The organism is Nocardia nova, from assembly GCF_002933465.1.
Lineage (GTDB): Bacteria > Actinomycetota > Actinomycetes > Mycobacteriales > Mycobacteriaceae > Nocardia > Nocardia nova_B.
The window spans coordinates 259,732-274,490 of sequence record NZ_PSZE01000008.1 but is presented as its reverse complement, the minus strand read 5'-3'; the positions used below and the strand labels follow the sequence as shown (position 1 = coordinate 274,490).

The window sequence follows — 14,759 nt, the reverse complement described above, 5'->3', positions numbered from 1 at the left end:
CGACCTCAACTGGTCGGCGCGGGAAGAATGGTGGGGTTACCGGGCGCCGCGGGGGTCGCGCCGGAGGCCGGCGGCGCAGCCGGACTCGGCGTCCCCGAGGCCGCACCGCACACCGGCGGGGCCGCGCCTTCCAGTGTGAGCAGCGCGCAGAAGGTCGCGGCCGTCACCTTCCAGGTGCCCTCGATCTGCACCGCGCCGCCCTGCTGCCCGGACAGCGCCGGGGTGCCGTTGAACAGCACGTCGAAGGTGACGTCGGCGTGATCGGTGCTGATGCTCGCGACATTGGTGACCTTGGCCGAGGCCGATTCGGCCATCGGCGAATCGGCCTGCGCCTTGATCACGGCGGCGAAGGCGGGCCCGTTTTCCAAGAGGGCGATCTTCTGGTCGGCGGAGGTGGATCCGTCGAAGAAGCGCTCGAAGTTCCGGCTGACCGCCTGGGTCACCGTCTGGGCCCCGCTACTCGACGATTCGGCGGACTTGCCGTCGGAATCACCGCTGCCGCAGGCGGCCGCCGCGGCCACCAGCGCGGTAAGTGCGCATGCCGCAAGCATTTTCGCCGCGATCCCACGATTGAACATAATGCGGCCTCCCTCGGTGACGGTAGGCTCGGTGATCAACTCGCTCGAAGACTACTCGCCGGGCCGGGGCTACGGACGCTTATCGGACACGAATGTGGCGTCGGCGAGTTCGGCCAGTACGTCGGGCAACTCGGCGACGACTGCCCGGGCATCGAGGATCGCCGGATCCACCGACAGCCCGATCCCCAATTCGCCGTTCCAGCTCAGCACCCCGGCGACCAGCGGCACTCCCGGCGCCGACGGCAGAATCGGAAACACCTGGGTGATCGGCATATTCGCGAAAGTCATCGCCACATCGGGGCCGGCCATATTGGAGACGATCGCGTGGAAGAACCGCCCGCCGTACACCGACCGCGCGAAGGCTCCCACCGCCGGTTCGGGAAACAGCCTGAGCACCCGATCCATCACGAAATGCGAGGCGAGCGCCCGGGTTCCGGAATGCAGCCGGTCGCTGCGAGTGCGAATCTCGGCCAGTCGCTGGGCCGGGGTCGCCGCCGTCAGCGGGATATCGATCATCACGGCGGCGGTCGAATTGCCCTCCGCCCCCGTCGTAGGGTCGCGCACCATCAACGGCACCGCCACCCGGATCTGCCCGTGCAATCGCTCACCCAGGTCGGGGCGCAGACGCTGCAGCGCGGTGACGGTGACGCTCAGCAGCACGTCGGTCACCCGGGCGCGGTGCGAACGGGCCACGGCCCGAACGGTTTCCAGATCCAGCGAGCAGACGGTGAACACGCGTCGCACACAGTCGTCGGGCAGTGTTCCCTTCGGCTGGGCGTCGGCGGCCAGCTGCGCCAGGCCGGCCGCGGTACCGGCGACGGCGGTACCCCAGCTCGGCGGTTTACGCTCGGCCACCGGCAGATCGATGGTCGGTCGCAGCAGTCGCAGCGCCTGCACCACCGTGCCGATGCCGTCGGCGACCACGTGATGCAGCAGCAGGACCACGCCGATCGCGCCCGCCTCCGGGTCGCGCACCAGCACGAGGCGCCACAGCGGCCGATCCTTGGGCAGCACCTCGGCGGCCAGATCCGTGACCACCCGGCCGATTCCGTCCACCCGCCGCGCCACCGCGCTCGGCGTCATCGCCACTTCGGCCGTCGCCGCACCGAAAGCCGTCCCGGGCCCGGCCTCTCGACCACTCGGCTCATCGGCGACACCCGGATCGCTACCCGGAATCGTGCGCTCGGTCACGTGCCAGTCCCAGTCGACCGGACTGTCCACCCAGCGTGCCCGGCGCCACCGCCCCGGCTGGTCCAGACGCTGCTGGAACCGCGGCAGATGTGCCAGCTCGCCCTGGACCAGCTCCCGCACCGCGGCGAGGCCGGGCCCGCCGTCGGCCCGCGGCTGGAACACGACCATGCCACCCACCTGCTGCGGAATGCCGGACTTCTCGATGTGCAGGAAGAACGCGTCGGCGGGAGGCACCACGGGCGGTCGCGCATACCAGCGGTCGACCAGCTGGATACTCACCGCGACGAAGGCTACCGCGATCACCGCATCGAGGACGAAGTGGTTCGCGGTCGCAACGATCACATAGGTGGTCAGCCCGACGTGCACGGCGCTGAGCACCTGCACCACCCAGCCGCCGGAGACCCGGGCCAGCACCACGCTCACCCACAGCGCCCAGCCGACGTGCAGCGACGGCACGGCCGCGAGTTGATTCGCACCCGACACCAGCGACGAACCCCAGGACCCCCAGGTGTGGCCGTTGACGACGGTGTCGGTGAAGCCCAGCTCGGGCAGCAGTCGCGGCGGGGTGACCGGGAAGAGCGCGAAACACGCGATGGCCAGGATGTTCAGCAGCAGGAACGAGTCACGGGCGCGGGCGTAGTCGGCGCGGCGGCGAAAATACAGCCAGAACAGCAGCGCGAAGGCACTGACGATGTAGGTGAAGGCGTATTCGTAGTTGGCCAGTGTCGCGAGCAGCGCGCGCGACTCGAGCCAGCGGTTGAGCGGATGCTCGAAGTCGATCGCGAGCCACTGTTCGAGATCGAAGATGCGATGAGCATTGCGATCGGCCAGTTCGCGGCGGGCCGGGGTGTGCAGCGCGTCGACCGCCAGGTACAGCCCGAAGACCGCGAGCCCGACCACACAGTCCCGCCATAGCACCGGACGCGACGGATTCCCCACACAACCGTCATAACACATGTGTCGCAAGCTTTTACGACATCAGGCTGGGCGATTCGTCGGTAATCTCCTTGTTACCGGCGTAGAAGGCGCGGGCCAGCGGCGAATGGGCGAGTCCGCCGATTCCCGCCGCGATCAGCGCTCCGGCGACCGCGACCCCGGCCAGCGACCCGGCGGTGTGCGGTAGCGCGACCTTGAAGGCCAGCACGCCGACCACGTAACTGACTATCGGATTCGTCACACTCATGGCCGCGATCGCCCACGGCAGCGGCCCGGCGGCGAAGGCGGTCTGTTCCAGGACCAGCCCACTGAGGGTGGAAACGGCGAGCAGATAGCCGGGCCAGTCGGTGGCGGTGGCGGGAATGCCGCGATCGATCAGATCCTCGGTGGTCAGCTTCATGAAGACGGCGCTCATCGCGAAACAGACGCCGGCGGCCATCGCGACGAGATTCGCCGCCACCCAGATCGGACAGCGGATACTGATCAGGGCCAGCAACGCCACCAGCGCCGCGGCGGAGAAGGTGGCCAGCAGGACGCGCGCGCGATCCGGGTCACCCGCCAGCGGCGCCACGCCGCCGACGCCGAACAGCACGCCCAGGCCGGCGCAGACCAGCAGCGCGAACCAGATGTCGCGCCCGCGCGGGCGACGCCGACGGCCGAACGCCTCGAGCGGAACCGCGAACAGCAGCTGCGTCGACATCAGCGGCTGCACGGCGGCCACCGAGCCCAGATGCAGCGCCGCCGCCTGAGTGAAGAAGCCCGCGAGATTCGTGATCCAGCCGCGCAGCCACGTGCCACTGCGCAGCAGCCGGTGCATGAGCGTGGTCATCCCGAAGACCCGGGCCGCCCGGGGTTGTTCGGCGACCACGGTACGTGCCGCGCGCTGCTGCAGATAGCCGGCCGCGGCGAACAAGAATGCGGCCAACACTCCCAACGCAATGACCAGAACCATGCGGAACTCCGCTCAGGTGATCTATTCGCACTGTACGCCCGAATCCGTATCGAACCTGATCATGACCGATGAGCGGGAACGGCGGACAAGCGGGGTGCTTAGAGGGCGTGTTCGTCGAGCCAGGCGCGGGCGAGGTCGGCCGCCGAGGCATGTTCGTCACGCACGCGGCGGATCATGGCCGCGAATTCGGCTGTGGTGAGCTCGCCGGCGACGTAGTTGAGTTTTTTGACCTGCCGCTGGTCCAAGGCGCCCTGACGCAGTAGCGGGACGACGTTCTGGGCGCGGAAGGCATAAGCCGGATCTGCGACGACGGCCGGATCCGCGCCGGCAGCCGAATCGCCGGGGCCGCCCGGCAGCAGGGCGACGGCGGAGGTGAACACGCCCGCGTCGACGGTTCGGTCACGCAATGCCTGTCGTAGCTCGGCGTCGCCCGGAAATTCGGCGTGGTGGGTGATGTCGCAGCCGTAGACCGTGCGCAGCGGCGTTACGACGTCGCGCTGCGGGTCCGGCGGCGTCCGGAGCGGGTCGAGTTCGCGCCCGCCAGCGATGCCGACGGTCAGTTCACCGCAATGCGGCGCCAGATCGGCCGCGTTCGCCGGATAGCGCGCGGCCGCCGCGGCACCGAGCGCGAGTTGCGGGCGCAGATCGGTGGCGTCGGCGAGATCGGACACCGCCAGTCCCTCCGGGACGGCCCGGCTCAAGTCGTCGGCGACCGAGCCGACATAGCGCGCCTCGAGCGTGACCGGCGACCCCGCCGTCATGTCGACCGCCGGGCCGGGCGCATGATGTGCTGCGACGCTCTCGGCCGTCGCCCGATCCGGCGCGGTCGCCGACGACGAGGAGTCGAAGGTGGTCAGGAGATCACCGCTGGTATCGCCGACCAGAGTGATCGTGCCCGCGTCCAGGGCCGCCAGATAGTCCGCACGCTGTCCGAGATGCTTCTTCACCATCGTCGGCGTACCGGCGCGCGCGAGCGCCTGGGCATAGATTTCGGCGAGCACCTCCGACTGCGCCGAATCGCCGGCGCCGACAGTGATCGTCGATTCGCCGTCGTCGTTGGCACATGCCACCGCGAGCGTGGCGACGGTGACGGCGACCAGAACCCGGGCCGTCACTCGCACCGATCCGGCCAATCCCATCCGGCGACACCCACTCCCGATAGTCAGCGACAACCACATCCGGCGGCCGGGGCGCCCCGGCACAGGAATCGTAGGTGGGCCGCGTCCGGGCGGCCGACCCGCACCCGCCCCGCACTCCCCGCCGACCCGCGAACCGGACTCTCGAGCAGGATTCAGCCGGGTCTCAGCGGGCGCGACGAATAATGTGCGGGTGCAGCCGGGACGCATTCTCCTGATCGAAGACGCCGACGCCATTCGCACGGCGGTCGCCGCGGCCGTGCACGCCGCCGGGCACGAGGTCCTGGCCCGCGAGCACGGCGATCGGCTCGAGCCCGACCTGGAGCGATTCCGACCCGACGTCGTCGTCCTCGACGTGATGCTGCCGGGTCGCGACGGTTTCGGCCTGCTCGAGGTGGTGCGCGCCCGCAGCAGCGCCGGGGTGGTGATGCTGACCGCGCGCGACGGTGTGGAGGATCGGGTGCGCGGACTGCGCTCCGGTTCCGACGACTACGTGGTGAAACCCTTCGACCTCGCCGAACTGGTGGCACGGATCGAGGCGTTGCTGCGGCGGATGGGGCGCATGCACCGTCGCATCGTCATCGACGATCTGGTGCTGGAAACCGATTCCGGCGTGGTGCTGCGCGGCCGCGATCCGATCGGCCTCACGGCCACCGAATTCAAACTCCTCGCCTACCTCGCCTCCCATCGCGACCGAGTCGTCACCAAAACCCAAATCCTCACCGCGGTCTGGGGTTACGAGGACTACGACCCGAACCTCGTGGAGGTCTACGTCAGCGCGGTGCGCCGCAAACTGGAGGAACACGGACCGCGACTGCTGCACACGGTGCGCGGTATGGGCTACACGTTACGGGCGAACTCGCGATGAGCGGCAACCCGGACGACATCGCAGCCGCGCCGCCCGGCCGCCCGGACGATGCGGGGTTCCCCCTTTCCGGTTCCCAGCCGGGCCGAGACCGGCCGTCTCCACCGGCCGCAGCGGAACCCGAATCGCGCACACTGCCGACGATATCGCTGCGACGCCGGGTAACCGTCACGGCGGCAGCGGTTTCCGGCCTCGCACTGATCGTGGTGGCGCTGGCGGTGCACAGCTTGTTCGCGATCGTGGTGGCGCGCAGCGAGAATACGGTACTCACCGACCGAGTCCAGCTGGCCCGCCAACTCGCGCAGCAGAACACCCCGCCCACGGAATTGATCGCGCGCCTGGACAATCGCTCGGTGCGGGCGCGGCTGATCCTGGCCGACGGCAGTGTCTACGGCAGCCTCTCGCCCCGGCACGTCGGTGACGGCAGCGCCCGCACCAGAACCATCACCCTCGCGGGCGGCGCGGTGGACCGGGCGCGGCTTACCCTGCAGGTCGACACCCCGCTGCTGGACAAACTGCGCTCACGCCTGGGACTGGTTCTGATCGGCGTGACCGCGACCGCCATCGTCGTCATCACAGCGGCACTGTGGTTCGGGCTGCGCCGGGCGCTGGCGCCACTGGATTCGATGACCCGGCTGGCCCGCGAGATCGCCCACGGCGGCCGCGGCCGCCGCCTCTCCCCCGCCCGCACCGATACCGAATTGGGCCGCACCGCCAGCGCTTTCGATGAGATGCTGGACGCCCTGGAGGGCGCCGAAGTGCGGGCGCGAGCCTCCGAGCAGCAGATGCGCGCCTTCGTCGGCGATGCCGCGCACGAACTGCGCACCCCGATCGCGGGGATCAAGGCCATGGCCGAAGCGGTGCTGCACCAGCCCGCCGATATCGACACCGAAGAGCGCGAACACATGTACCTGCTGCTGGTGCGCGAGGCCCAGAGAGCCGGTCGGCTGGTGGAGGACCTGCTGGATATGGCTCGCATCGACGCCGGCCTCACGCTGCACCCGCAATCGGTCGATCTCCACGACCTGGTTCGCATCCAGCTGGATCGAATGCGAGTCCTGAATCCCGATATCGATGTCCGACTCGCCGGCCGGCCGGTGCGGGCGCTCGTCGACCCCGAACGCATCGGCCAAGTTCTGGTCAATCTGCTGGCCAACGCCTGCCAGGCCATGGGACCGGGCGGAACGGTGAGCGTGACCGTCGCCGGCCCCGCCACGCCGGATCACGAACCGGGCGGCGACCCGCATGCGATCGCCGCACCGACCGGGCCGCACGGCATGGCCCCCGTCGCCGAAATCCGTGTCGCCGATACCGGTCCGGGCGTACCCGCCTCGGAACGCGAGCACATCTTCGACCGCCTGGTCCGCCTCGACGCCGCCCGCGACCGTCGCCGCGACGGCGCGGGTATGGGCCTGGCCATCGCGCGCGGGATCGCCAGGGCCCACGGGGGTGACCTCCGCTGCGTCGAGCCGCCGCCCGGAACCACCGGCGCGGTATTCGTACTCACGCTTCCGCCGGCTCCGCCGCCGGCCGGTGCTCACCCCAGCCGCGCAGGGAGCGCCGAGGGCCGCCCCCCTTGCTGAAGTTCGGCTGAAGATCCGCCGGGTCCACTCGGCGTTTTCAGGGTCCTTTCAGATTCGGCGCGCAGATTCGGATCCGACACGTTCCCGTCACGAATGGAGTTACCGGTATGAAGCGCACTGTCGCCGCCCTGCTGGCCGGCACCGCCGGAATCGCCGCCCTCGCCGTCGCCGTGCCCGGCGTCGCCTCGGCCGACGCCCCGCAGTGCAGCCCGCAGGCACGCGCCCAGGTCCAAGCCCAGACCGCCCCGCAGGTCGCCGCATTCCTGGCGAGCCACCCGGATCTGGCCGCCGAGCTCGCCAAGGTGAAGGGTATGCCGAAGGATCAGCGCAAGGCCGAGATGCAGGCCTACCGCCAGGGCCACCGGCAGGAGCTGAAGGACTTCCGCGGGGTACGGCAGCCGATGATCGACTACCACAAGTCCTGCCACAAGAAGTAGCGGCCGCGCATCGGCAGCGGAATACGGCGAGGGCGCCCCGGGAGTTCCCGGGGCGCCCTCACTGTGGTCGAACCTGGTGTTACGCAACACCTTCCGCGCGCGCGGCCGCGGCCACGGCCTCGGCGACCGCCGGAGCGACCCGAGGATCGAGCGGGCTGGGGATGATCTTGTCGACCGAGAGTTCGTCGGCCACCACACCGAAGATGGCGTTGGCGGCGGCGACCTTCATGCCCTCGGTGATCCGGCGCGCACCGGCATCCAGCGCGCCTTTGAACACGCCCGGGAAGGCGAGCACGTTGTTGATCTGGTTCGGGAAGTCGCTGCGACCGGTCGCCACGATGGCGGCGTAGCGGTGCGCGACCTCCGGGTGGATCTCCGGGTCCGGGTTCGACATGGCGAACACGATGGACTCCGGCGCCATCGAGGCGATCAGCTCCTCGGCGATGGTCCCGGCCGACAGGCCCAGGAACACATCCGCACCGGCCAGCGCCTCGGCCGCACCGCCGGTGACGCCACGCGGGTTGGTGCGCTCGGCCAGATCGGCCTTCACCTCGTTGAGGTCCCCGCGGTCGCGGCTGACGATGCCCTTCGAGTCGAGCACCACCACATCCGACACGCCGGCGGCCAGCAGGATGTTCGAGCAGGCCACACCCGCGGCGCCGGCGCCGGAGACGACCACCTTCAGGTCGGCGATATCGCGCCCCTGCACCGTGGCCGCACCGTTGAGCGCCGCCAGCACCACGATGGCGGTGCCGTGCTGGTCGTCGTGCATGACCGGGCAGTCCAGCGCCTCGATGACGCGCTTCTCGATCTCGAAGCAGCGCGGGGCGGAGATGTCCTCCAGGTTCACCGCACCGAAGCTCGGACGCAGGCGCACCAGGGTTTCCACGATCTCGTCGACATCCTTGGTGTCGAGCACGATCGGAATCGAGTCCAGTCCGGCGAACTTCTTGAACAGCGCGGCCTTGCCCTCCATGACCGGCAGCGACGCCCGCGGACCGATGTCACCCAGGCCGAGAACCGCGGTGCCGTCACTGACCACGACCACCAGACGATCGGTCCACGTGTAGCGCTTGGCCAGCGCCTCGTCCTTGTGGATGGCGCGACTCACCTGCGCGACGCCCGGCGTGTACGCGATGGACAGATCCCGCTGGGTCTCCAACGGTGCGGACAATTCCACCGAAAGCTTGCCACCGAGATGGCCGGCGAAAATTTCCTCGTGCGTGATAGCGGACAGATCGGTCGTATCGGTTTCACGGCTCGCTGTAGTGGCATTCGGTGCGTCAGTCACAGATGACACGATTTCACTCCTGCTCGGTCCGGGCTGAACCGGCTCACGGTTACCGCCGGGTTTTCGTTTAAAAGGTCGTCGAAATTCGAACGATGTGCGCCGACCGGGCGTTCACGCGGTCGCGTAAAACCGTCGGTTGTCAGGTCGCGGCATGCCGTGGAGGTACTTCCGACTACGGCATACGCGCGTTTGCGCCTTTGCGGGCTTGCTTCATTGCGATCTGGCCGCGCACGATCCATCGAGCGAGAACCGGACGGGTGGTCCGGGCAAGGCTGCGGGGTGATCCGCGGATCGGAGCCGTGCGTCACGAACCGAAAGTCACCAACCGTCCCGGACCGGGCGGTGGCGTCGGCCGGGAATCCGCAACATTCTGCCAGTACGGACAGGGAGTTGCAAAATCGCTCCTCGACCCCGGGCGTGGTCCCCTCGATGCGGGACCGGCCCGGGGCCGGGTGTCTACTGCCATCTTCCGAGGGTAGGGCCGCCGAATTACCTGCGCGTAAGGGGATACTCGCCCCCGCTGGGAAGCAGCGGTGAACAGTCCCACCGCCACCCGGAACGCCGATGTGAGCTCATGCCCTATTCGCTCACGCCGGGCGCACCCAGATCTCGTTCACGCCGCCGGTCAGCAGGCGGCGGCGCCAGTTGCGGACCGGGCCGGGATGATCGGTGCGCCGATGCAGGCCCCGGGTCTCGGTGCGCGCCAAGGCGCTGTACTTCGTCCAGCGGGCCACCGCCAGCAAGGCCGCGGCCTGCCGGGCCCGCACCTGGTCGGCCCCGGTACCGCCGAGCCCGTATTCGGTGACCGGCCACATCGCGTCGAGTTCGGCGATGCTGTCGCGCAGACTGCCCGCACTGCGCCAATAGCTGCGCCGCAGCGGCAACGTATGTTCCTGCACCAGCCCGATCACGGCACGAGGATCGATGTCCGCGCGCGGATCGGCCCCGGGATGCGAATTCAGCCCGGCCCCCGGAACCGGCCGCGGTTCGCCGACGCGGCCCCGGCGGCGAGCGAACCGCGCCGCGCCCGATCCGGCCCACATGCCGGACGAGATCGCCCACCCGCCACCGTGCCCGTCGAACCCGCCGACCGCACCGGTGATCGGCTCCCGCGATGCCACGTCCCCTGCGGCGTACAATCCGGCAACCGTTGTGGCGCAATCGAATCCGACCAGCCTGATCCCGCCGGAGCCGCGCACGGTGCCCTGCAGGACCGGACGCAGACGCACCCGGCCGGCCGACGGCGACCCGCCGACGCCGGCCCCGGTGCTCGCCGGTACCGCCGTGGTTCCCGGCGGCGCCGCCGACGCGGGGCCGTACCGGACCGCGGAGTCCGGCGGAATGTCGGCGTAGACCGCCCTCCCCTCCGCCAGCGCGGCGAGGGCCACGGACCGGGCCGTGAAGTCGTCACCGTCGATGCGAGCCCCCGATTCGTCGTACAGCGACGCGAACCGGGGCTCACGCAGATCTCTCATCGTCGCGAGACCGTACGCGCCGGAGAACTCCATCCCCGACAATTCGGTGCCCGCCTCCGCCGCCATCAGCAGGCCCTCACCGGTATCGACATCGGTTCCCGCGCCGCCGGCCAGGAAGGCGCACCCACCGGTGGCCAGCACCACAGCGCCCGCGCGAACGGTCCAGCCGCGATACCGGTCGTCACCAGCGAGCCCACCGGCCCCGCATACCACGCCGTCGGCATCCACCAGCAGATACAGCGCCGGATGATGGTCGACGACCTGGACACCCAATCGGAACAGCGTGCGCCGCAGCGCAGCCAGATATCTCCGGCCCTCGAGATAGACGCGCGCCGACGGTCCGCCTCCGGTCTGCCGGTAGCCCCAGCGCAGCAGATGGGCGATGCGGTGATGAGTTTCGCCGAGCACCCGATCCATCCACTCGAGGTCACCGAGATCGCCGCCGCACGACAGGCTGTGCGCCAGGGCTCGCTCCCGATCCACTCCCGGCGGGATATCCCACAGTGCGACAACACCTTTCGACGTCGGACCGCATTCCCCGCAACGGCCCTTGTCGACCAGGATCACTCGCGCCCCAGCCGTCGCCGCCGTCAACGCCGCCCAGGCGCCCGCCGGGCCGCCACCCACCACCAGCACATCGGCGGACGTCTCCGCCGCGAACTCGGATTCCGCGCGAATAGTGGACCGGTTACGCACGCTCACAAAGGAAAATATTCGGCCACAATTCATCCGGCCGCAACGGTTACGCGGGGTTCAATTCCACCATTGCGTAACCAATAGGTAACCCGCCGCCACAAAGACGACCAGAGATCCGAAAAACGCCGGAATTCCCCGACGCCGGTCGGAAAGAATTTGCGCGCCTAGTGCCAGCGCCGCCATTCCGATATGCCAGCCGACACTGCTCGCACCCGGCCCCGGAAACCCGCGCCGCGCCCCCAGGACCGCAGCGCCGACGACCACCGCCGCCAGCACGACCAGTCCGGCGGCCACGGTTCCGCTGAGCGCCCGCACGACTCTCACGAGGCGATCACCGCGACGCCGCTCGCCTTCTCGGCCAGACGCTCGAATTGCTCTGCGCCCGTGCGGCATTCGCCCAGCCCCACGGGTTTGTCGGCGCCGTGGTAATCCGAGGATCCGGTACCTATGAGGTCCAGTTCGCGTGCCAGCTCGCGCAGCACCGCCCGGTCGGCGGGATTGTGGTCGGGGTGATCGATCTCGAGTCCCCCCAGCCCGTGCTCGGCCAGATCGCGGATGTCGTCGATGGCCAGCAGCCGCCCCCGGGTGCGGGCGCGCGCGTGCGCGACCACGGTCACCCCTCCGGCCGCGGCCACCATTTCCACCGCCTGCCGCAACGGAGTGTCGGCCTTCTCGACGTAATAGCGGCCGCGCGGAGCGAGCAGATCGTCGAAGGCCGCGCCGACCGTCGGGACCACACCGGCCTCGACCAGCGCTCGCGCCAGATGTGGGCGTCCCGCTGCCGGGCCCGCCGCGGCGAGTACCGCATCCGGATCGATCGGCAGACCATCGGCCACCATGAGATCGGCCATCGCGCGCACCCGTGAGACGCGTTCGGTGCGCAACCGCTCGCGTTCGGCGGCGAAGGCGGCATCGCTCGGATCGAACAGGTAGGCCAGCAGATGCACCGGCACCGGCCGGCCGTCCTCCCCCATGCCGACGCAGGACATCTCCATCCCGCGCACCAATCGCAGCCCCGGCGGCAGCGCGGCGACCGCCTCGTCCCATCCGGAGGTGGTGTCGTGATCGGTGATCGCCACCACGTCCAGCCCCGCCGCCGCGGCCGCGCGCATCAGATCGCCGGGGGTGTCGGTGCCGTCGGAGGCGGTCGAATGGGTGTGGAGGTCGATACGCACGCGTTCCATCTTGCCCAACTAGCATCCGGGGCGTGCCCTCGATACCGCCGTTTCCCCCGTTCCGTGGCTCCGGGAGGTCGCGGCGCGGGCCGCAGCTGCCCCGGATTCCGGTTCCCACCGCCCGCGCGATCGTCGACTGCGGCGTCTATATCGACGGCCGCCGCCAGTCCGGACATGTGACCCCGGCTGCCGCGCTGGCACAGGTGCGCGAGCGCGGTGACGGCTTCGTCTGGGTGGGCATGCACGCTCCCGACGTGGATCAGATGGCAGAGGTAGCCGAGATATTCGGCCTGCACGAACTCGCGGTCGAAGATGCCGTGCACGCCCATCAACGCCCCAAACTGGAACGCTACGACGACACGCTGTTCCTGGTGTTACGCACCGTGAAATACCTCGAACACGACCCCAATTCGGTCAGCGAGATCGTGCAGACCGGCGAGATCATGATCTTCATGGGCGCGGATTTCGTGGTCACCGTCCGCCACGGCGAGCACACCGCGCTGAAGGTGGTCCGCGAGGAGATGGAGAAGCGTCCCGAACGCCTGGCGCTGGGACCGGGCGCGGTGCTGCACGCCGTGGCCGACCACGTGGTGGATTCGTATCTCCTGGTGACTCAGTCGGTCGAAGACGATGTGGAGGGCATGGAGGAAGAGGTCTTCACCCCGCGCAGCCGGCTCACCATCGAGGCCATCTATCAGCTCAAGCGCGAGGTGGTCGAGTTGCGGCGGGCGGTCAATCCGCTGGCCTTGCCGTTGCAAGTGCTCAGCCGCAGTTCGGAGCTGCCGATGCCGAAGGAGATCAGCCGCTATCTGCGTGATGTCGCCGACCACCACACCGCGGTCGCCGAGCGGATCAGCGATTTCGACGAGGCGCTCAGCGCGCTGATCAACGCGGCGCTGGCGAAGGTCAGCGTCCAGCAGAACACCGATATGCGCAAGATCTCGGCTTGGGCCGCGATGGCCGCGGTGCCGACCATGATCGCCGGTATCTACGGCATGAATTTCACGCATATGCCGGAGCTGTCGTGGACCTACGGATACGGGATGGTGTGGATCGTGATCCTGGTCATCTGCGGTGCGCTGTTCGTCGCGCTGCGGCGCAACAAGTGGTTGTGAGGCTCGAAGTCGTTCCGAGACCCTGAGTTTCGCCGCACCGCGCCTGCCGTGCGCCCGCGCGGTCTACAGGTTCGCGGCGGCCCGGTGCGGATCCCGGACGTCGATCCCCGCTTCTGCCCACGCGTCCCGTAGCGCCGCGGCCCCGCGCACTCGCACCCACGCCGCCTCGGTGGCGGTGATCGGCGCGACCGCCAGGAATCGCACCGGATCGGCGGGTTCCGGCAGTGGAACCTCGGCGATATCGGCCTCGCCCAGCAAGACCGCGGTGAAAGGAGCGTTGTGCCACAACGGTTCTCCCAGGTCGAGCAGCGCATCCTGTTGCAGCACAACGCCTTCCACCGCGGGCGCGGCGATCAACACGCCGAGTCCGCGCGGCAGCCCCGCCTGGGCACCGGCACCGCCGCGCAGCGTCAGCACCAGTTCGGCGCGCGGGCCGCGCACGGGGTCGGCCAGCGCCGCCGCGGAATCGGTCATCGGATGCCGGGAGCCGCCGAGGGTGACGTAGTGCACGAACTCGCCGTCGGGGATGCGCAGGATGTCGATCGGCTCCAGGCCGAGGAAGGTCACCGACGCGGAGTCGAAGCGGGTGTCGTCGAATCCCGACCCCGTTCGGGGGATGTCGAAATGCGTCAGTACCGCGGCGCGCACCTGATCGAGTTCCATGGTCCTAGAGCGTGCCAGAGCCCTACAGCGCCAGGCGCGCCAGCATATCCCGCGCCTGCTCGGCCACCTTCGGGTCACACAGGACGTCGTAGCGGCCGGCGACCAACTGCATGGTGGAGGCGAAATCGCGGGTGCCTCGGGTGGCGGCGTACGGGATCACCGCCGAGATGAGCCCGAAGATGACGCCGCCGACCAGGCCGACCACCAGCGGCCCGATCACGCCGCCCGTGGTGAACAGGCTCAGCAGCAACCCCAGGAACAGCCCCAGCCAGGCGCCCGAAACCATGCCGCCGCCAATAACTTTGCCCCAGGTCAGCCGGCCCAGCACTCGTTCGACCTGCATCAAGTCGACACCCACGATGGTCATGTTCTCCACCGGGAACTGGTTGTCGGCCAGATAGTCGACCGCCCGCTGTGCCTCGGCGTAGGTCGGATAGGAGGCGACCGGCCACCCCGACGGCGGCGTCGGCAAGCCGGGCCGATTGCGATTCGAACTACCCAACGGATTGGTCATAACTCCACGATCCTAGGTCGATATCGGCGCTGCGGCTGGATGCGGCGCCCCGGCGGCAGCCCCGCGTGTCCGATTTTACCGCCGAAGGGTAGCGAATCGGACATCACACCGCTGAGGATCGCACAGGGGGACAGTGATCATCGACCCGGAGG

At 69.3% G+C, this 14,759-nt stretch carries 14 protein-coding genes; 4 read left to right on the top strand and 10 right to left on the bottom strand.

Translation table 11 applies throughout. The features are described 5' to 3' along the window. Positions 1 to 5: 5 nt before the first annotated feature. The 4 genes from C5E41_RS13125 to C5E41_RS13110 form a co-directional block, all read right to left on the bottom strand. Positions 6 to 578, bottom strand: a complete 573-nt coding sequence (locus C5E41_RS13125) for a hypothetical protein (protein WP_104376085.1) — start codon at positions 576 to 578, stop codon at positions 6 to 8. Between the two features lie 69 nt (positions 579 to 647). Then, entirely contained in the window at positions 648 to 2,708 is a 2,061-nt protein-coding gene (locus C5E41_RS13120) for a bifunctional phosphatase PAP2/O-acyltransferase family protein (RefSeq protein ID WP_181063221.1), read from the bottom strand. 31 nt (positions 2,709 to 2,739) lie between these two features. Beyond that, entirely contained in the window at positions 2,740 to 3,657 is a 918-nt protein-coding gene (locus tag C5E41_RS13115) for a DMT family transporter (RefSeq protein WP_104376083.1), read from the bottom strand. 98 nt (positions 3,658 to 3,755) lie between these two features. Further along, positions 3,756 to 4,796, bottom strand: coding sequence for a glycine betaine ABC transporter substrate-binding protein (locus tag C5E41_RS13110; RefSeq protein ID WP_104376082.1), 1,041 nt, complete (start codon positions 4,794 to 4,796; stop codon positions 3,756 to 3,758). A gap of 190 nt (positions 4,797 to 4,986) precedes the next feature. On the opposite strand from C5E41_RS13110, the gene C5E41_RS13105 reads away from it, so the two are divergent. The 3 genes from C5E41_RS13105 to C5E41_RS13095 all read left to right on the top strand — a co-directional run bounded on the left by C5E41_RS13105 (position 4,987) and on the right by C5E41_RS13095 (position 7,678). Then, complete coding sequence (locus tag C5E41_RS13105; protein ID WP_104376133.1) at positions 4,987 to 5,661, top strand: response regulator transcription factor; 675 nt, start codon at positions 4,987 to 4,989, stop codon at positions 5,659 to 5,661. Then, positions 5,658 to 7,241, top strand: coding sequence for a HAMP domain-containing sensor histidine kinase (locus C5E41_RS13100; protein WP_104376081.1), 1,584 nt, complete (start codon positions 5,658 to 5,660; stop codon positions 7,239 to 7,241). Before C5E41_RS13105 ends, C5E41_RS13100 begins: the two co-directional genes overlap by 4 nt. A 107-nt stretch (positions 7,242 to 7,348) precedes the next feature. Continuing rightward, positions 7,349 to 7,678 (top strand): heme-binding protein, encoded by a 330-nt coding sequence (locus C5E41_RS13095; RefSeq protein WP_104376080.1) that lies wholly within the window; start codon positions 7,349 to 7,351, stop codon positions 7,676 to 7,678. Positions 7,679 to 7,757: 79 nt separating this feature from the next. Here the strand turns inward: C5E41_RS13095 and C5E41_RS13090 are convergent, their stop codons facing one another. The 4 genes from C5E41_RS13090 to C5E41_RS13075 form a co-directional block, all read right to left on the bottom strand. After that, positions 7,758 to 8,978, bottom strand: coding sequence for an NAD(P)-dependent malic enzyme (locus tag C5E41_RS13090; protein WP_439956413.1), 1,221 nt, complete (start codon positions 8,976 to 8,978; stop codon positions 7,758 to 7,760). Between the two features lie 578 nt (positions 8,979 to 9,556). Further along, positions 9,557 to 11,146: an FAD-dependent oxidoreductase gene (locus tag C5E41_RS13085; RefSeq protein WP_439956414.1), complete on the bottom strand. Its 1,590-nt coding sequence runs from the start codon at positions 11,144 to 11,146 to the stop codon at positions 9,557 to 9,559. A gap of 51 nt (positions 11,147 to 11,197) precedes the next feature. Then, positions 11,198 to 11,464 (bottom strand): hypothetical protein, encoded by a 267-nt coding sequence (locus C5E41_RS13080; RefSeq protein ID WP_104376078.1) that lies wholly within the window; start codon positions 11,462 to 11,464, stop codon positions 11,198 to 11,200. Further along, positions 11,461 to 12,315: a PHP domain-containing protein gene (locus C5E41_RS13075; protein WP_104376131.1), complete on the bottom strand. Its 855-nt coding sequence runs from the start codon at positions 12,313 to 12,315 to the stop codon at positions 11,461 to 11,463. Before C5E41_RS13075 ends, C5E41_RS13080 begins: the two co-directional genes overlap by 4 nt. 32 nt (positions 12,316 to 12,347) lie before the next feature. Here C5E41_RS13075 and C5E41_RS13070 point away from each other — a divergent pair, with 32 nt between their 5' ends. Next, entirely contained in the window at positions 12,348 to 13,430 is a 1,083-nt protein-coding gene (locus tag C5E41_RS13070; protein WP_104376077.1) for a magnesium and cobalt transport protein CorA, read from the top strand. Between the two features lie 63 nt (positions 13,431 to 13,493). Here C5E41_RS13070 and C5E41_RS13065 read toward each other — a convergent pair whose 3' ends face one another. Together C5E41_RS13065 and C5E41_RS13060 are read right to left on the bottom strand one after the other, a co-directional pair. Further along, entirely contained in the window at positions 13,494 to 14,093 is a 600-nt protein-coding gene (locus C5E41_RS13065; RefSeq protein WP_104376076.1) for a suppressor of fused domain protein, read from the bottom strand. Positions 14,094 to 14,115: 22 nt separating this feature from the next. Next, positions 14,116 to 14,607: a general stress protein gene (locus C5E41_RS13060; protein WP_104376075.1), complete on the bottom strand. Its 492-nt coding sequence runs from the start codon at positions 14,605 to 14,607 to the stop codon at positions 14,116 to 14,118. Positions 14,608 to 14,759 lie beyond the last annotated feature (152 nt).

Excerpts from the sequence above, each read along its gene's own strand:
- C5E41_RS13095 (WP_104376080.1), top strand. The coding sequence starts at position 7,349 with ATGAAGCGCACTGTCGCCGCCCTGCTGGCCGGCACCGCCGGAATCGCC.
- C5E41_RS13060 (WP_104376075.1), bottom strand. The coding sequence starts at position 14,607 with ATGACCAATCCGTTGGGTAGTTCGAATCGCAATCGGCCCGGCTTGCCG.
- C5E41_RS13115 (WP_104376083.1), bottom strand. The coding sequence starts at position 3,657 with ATGGTTCTGGTCATTGCGTTGGGAGTGTTGGCCGCATTCTTGTTCGCC.
- C5E41_RS13100 (WP_104376081.1), top strand. The coding sequence starts at position 5,658 with ATGAGCGGCAACCCGGACGACATCGCAGCCGCGCCGCCCGGCCGCCCG.
- C5E41_RS13110 (WP_104376082.1), bottom strand. The coding sequence starts at position 4,796 with ATGGGATTGGCCGGATCGGTGCGAGTGACGGCCCGGGTTCTGGTCGCC.
- C5E41_RS13125 (WP_104376085.1), bottom strand. The coding sequence starts at position 578 with ATGTTCAATCGTGGGATCGCGGCGAAAATGCTTGCGGCATGCGCACTT.
- C5E41_RS13065 (WP_104376076.1), bottom strand. The coding sequence starts at position 14,093 with ATGGAACTCGATCAGGTGCGCGCCGCGGTACTGACGCATTTCGACATC.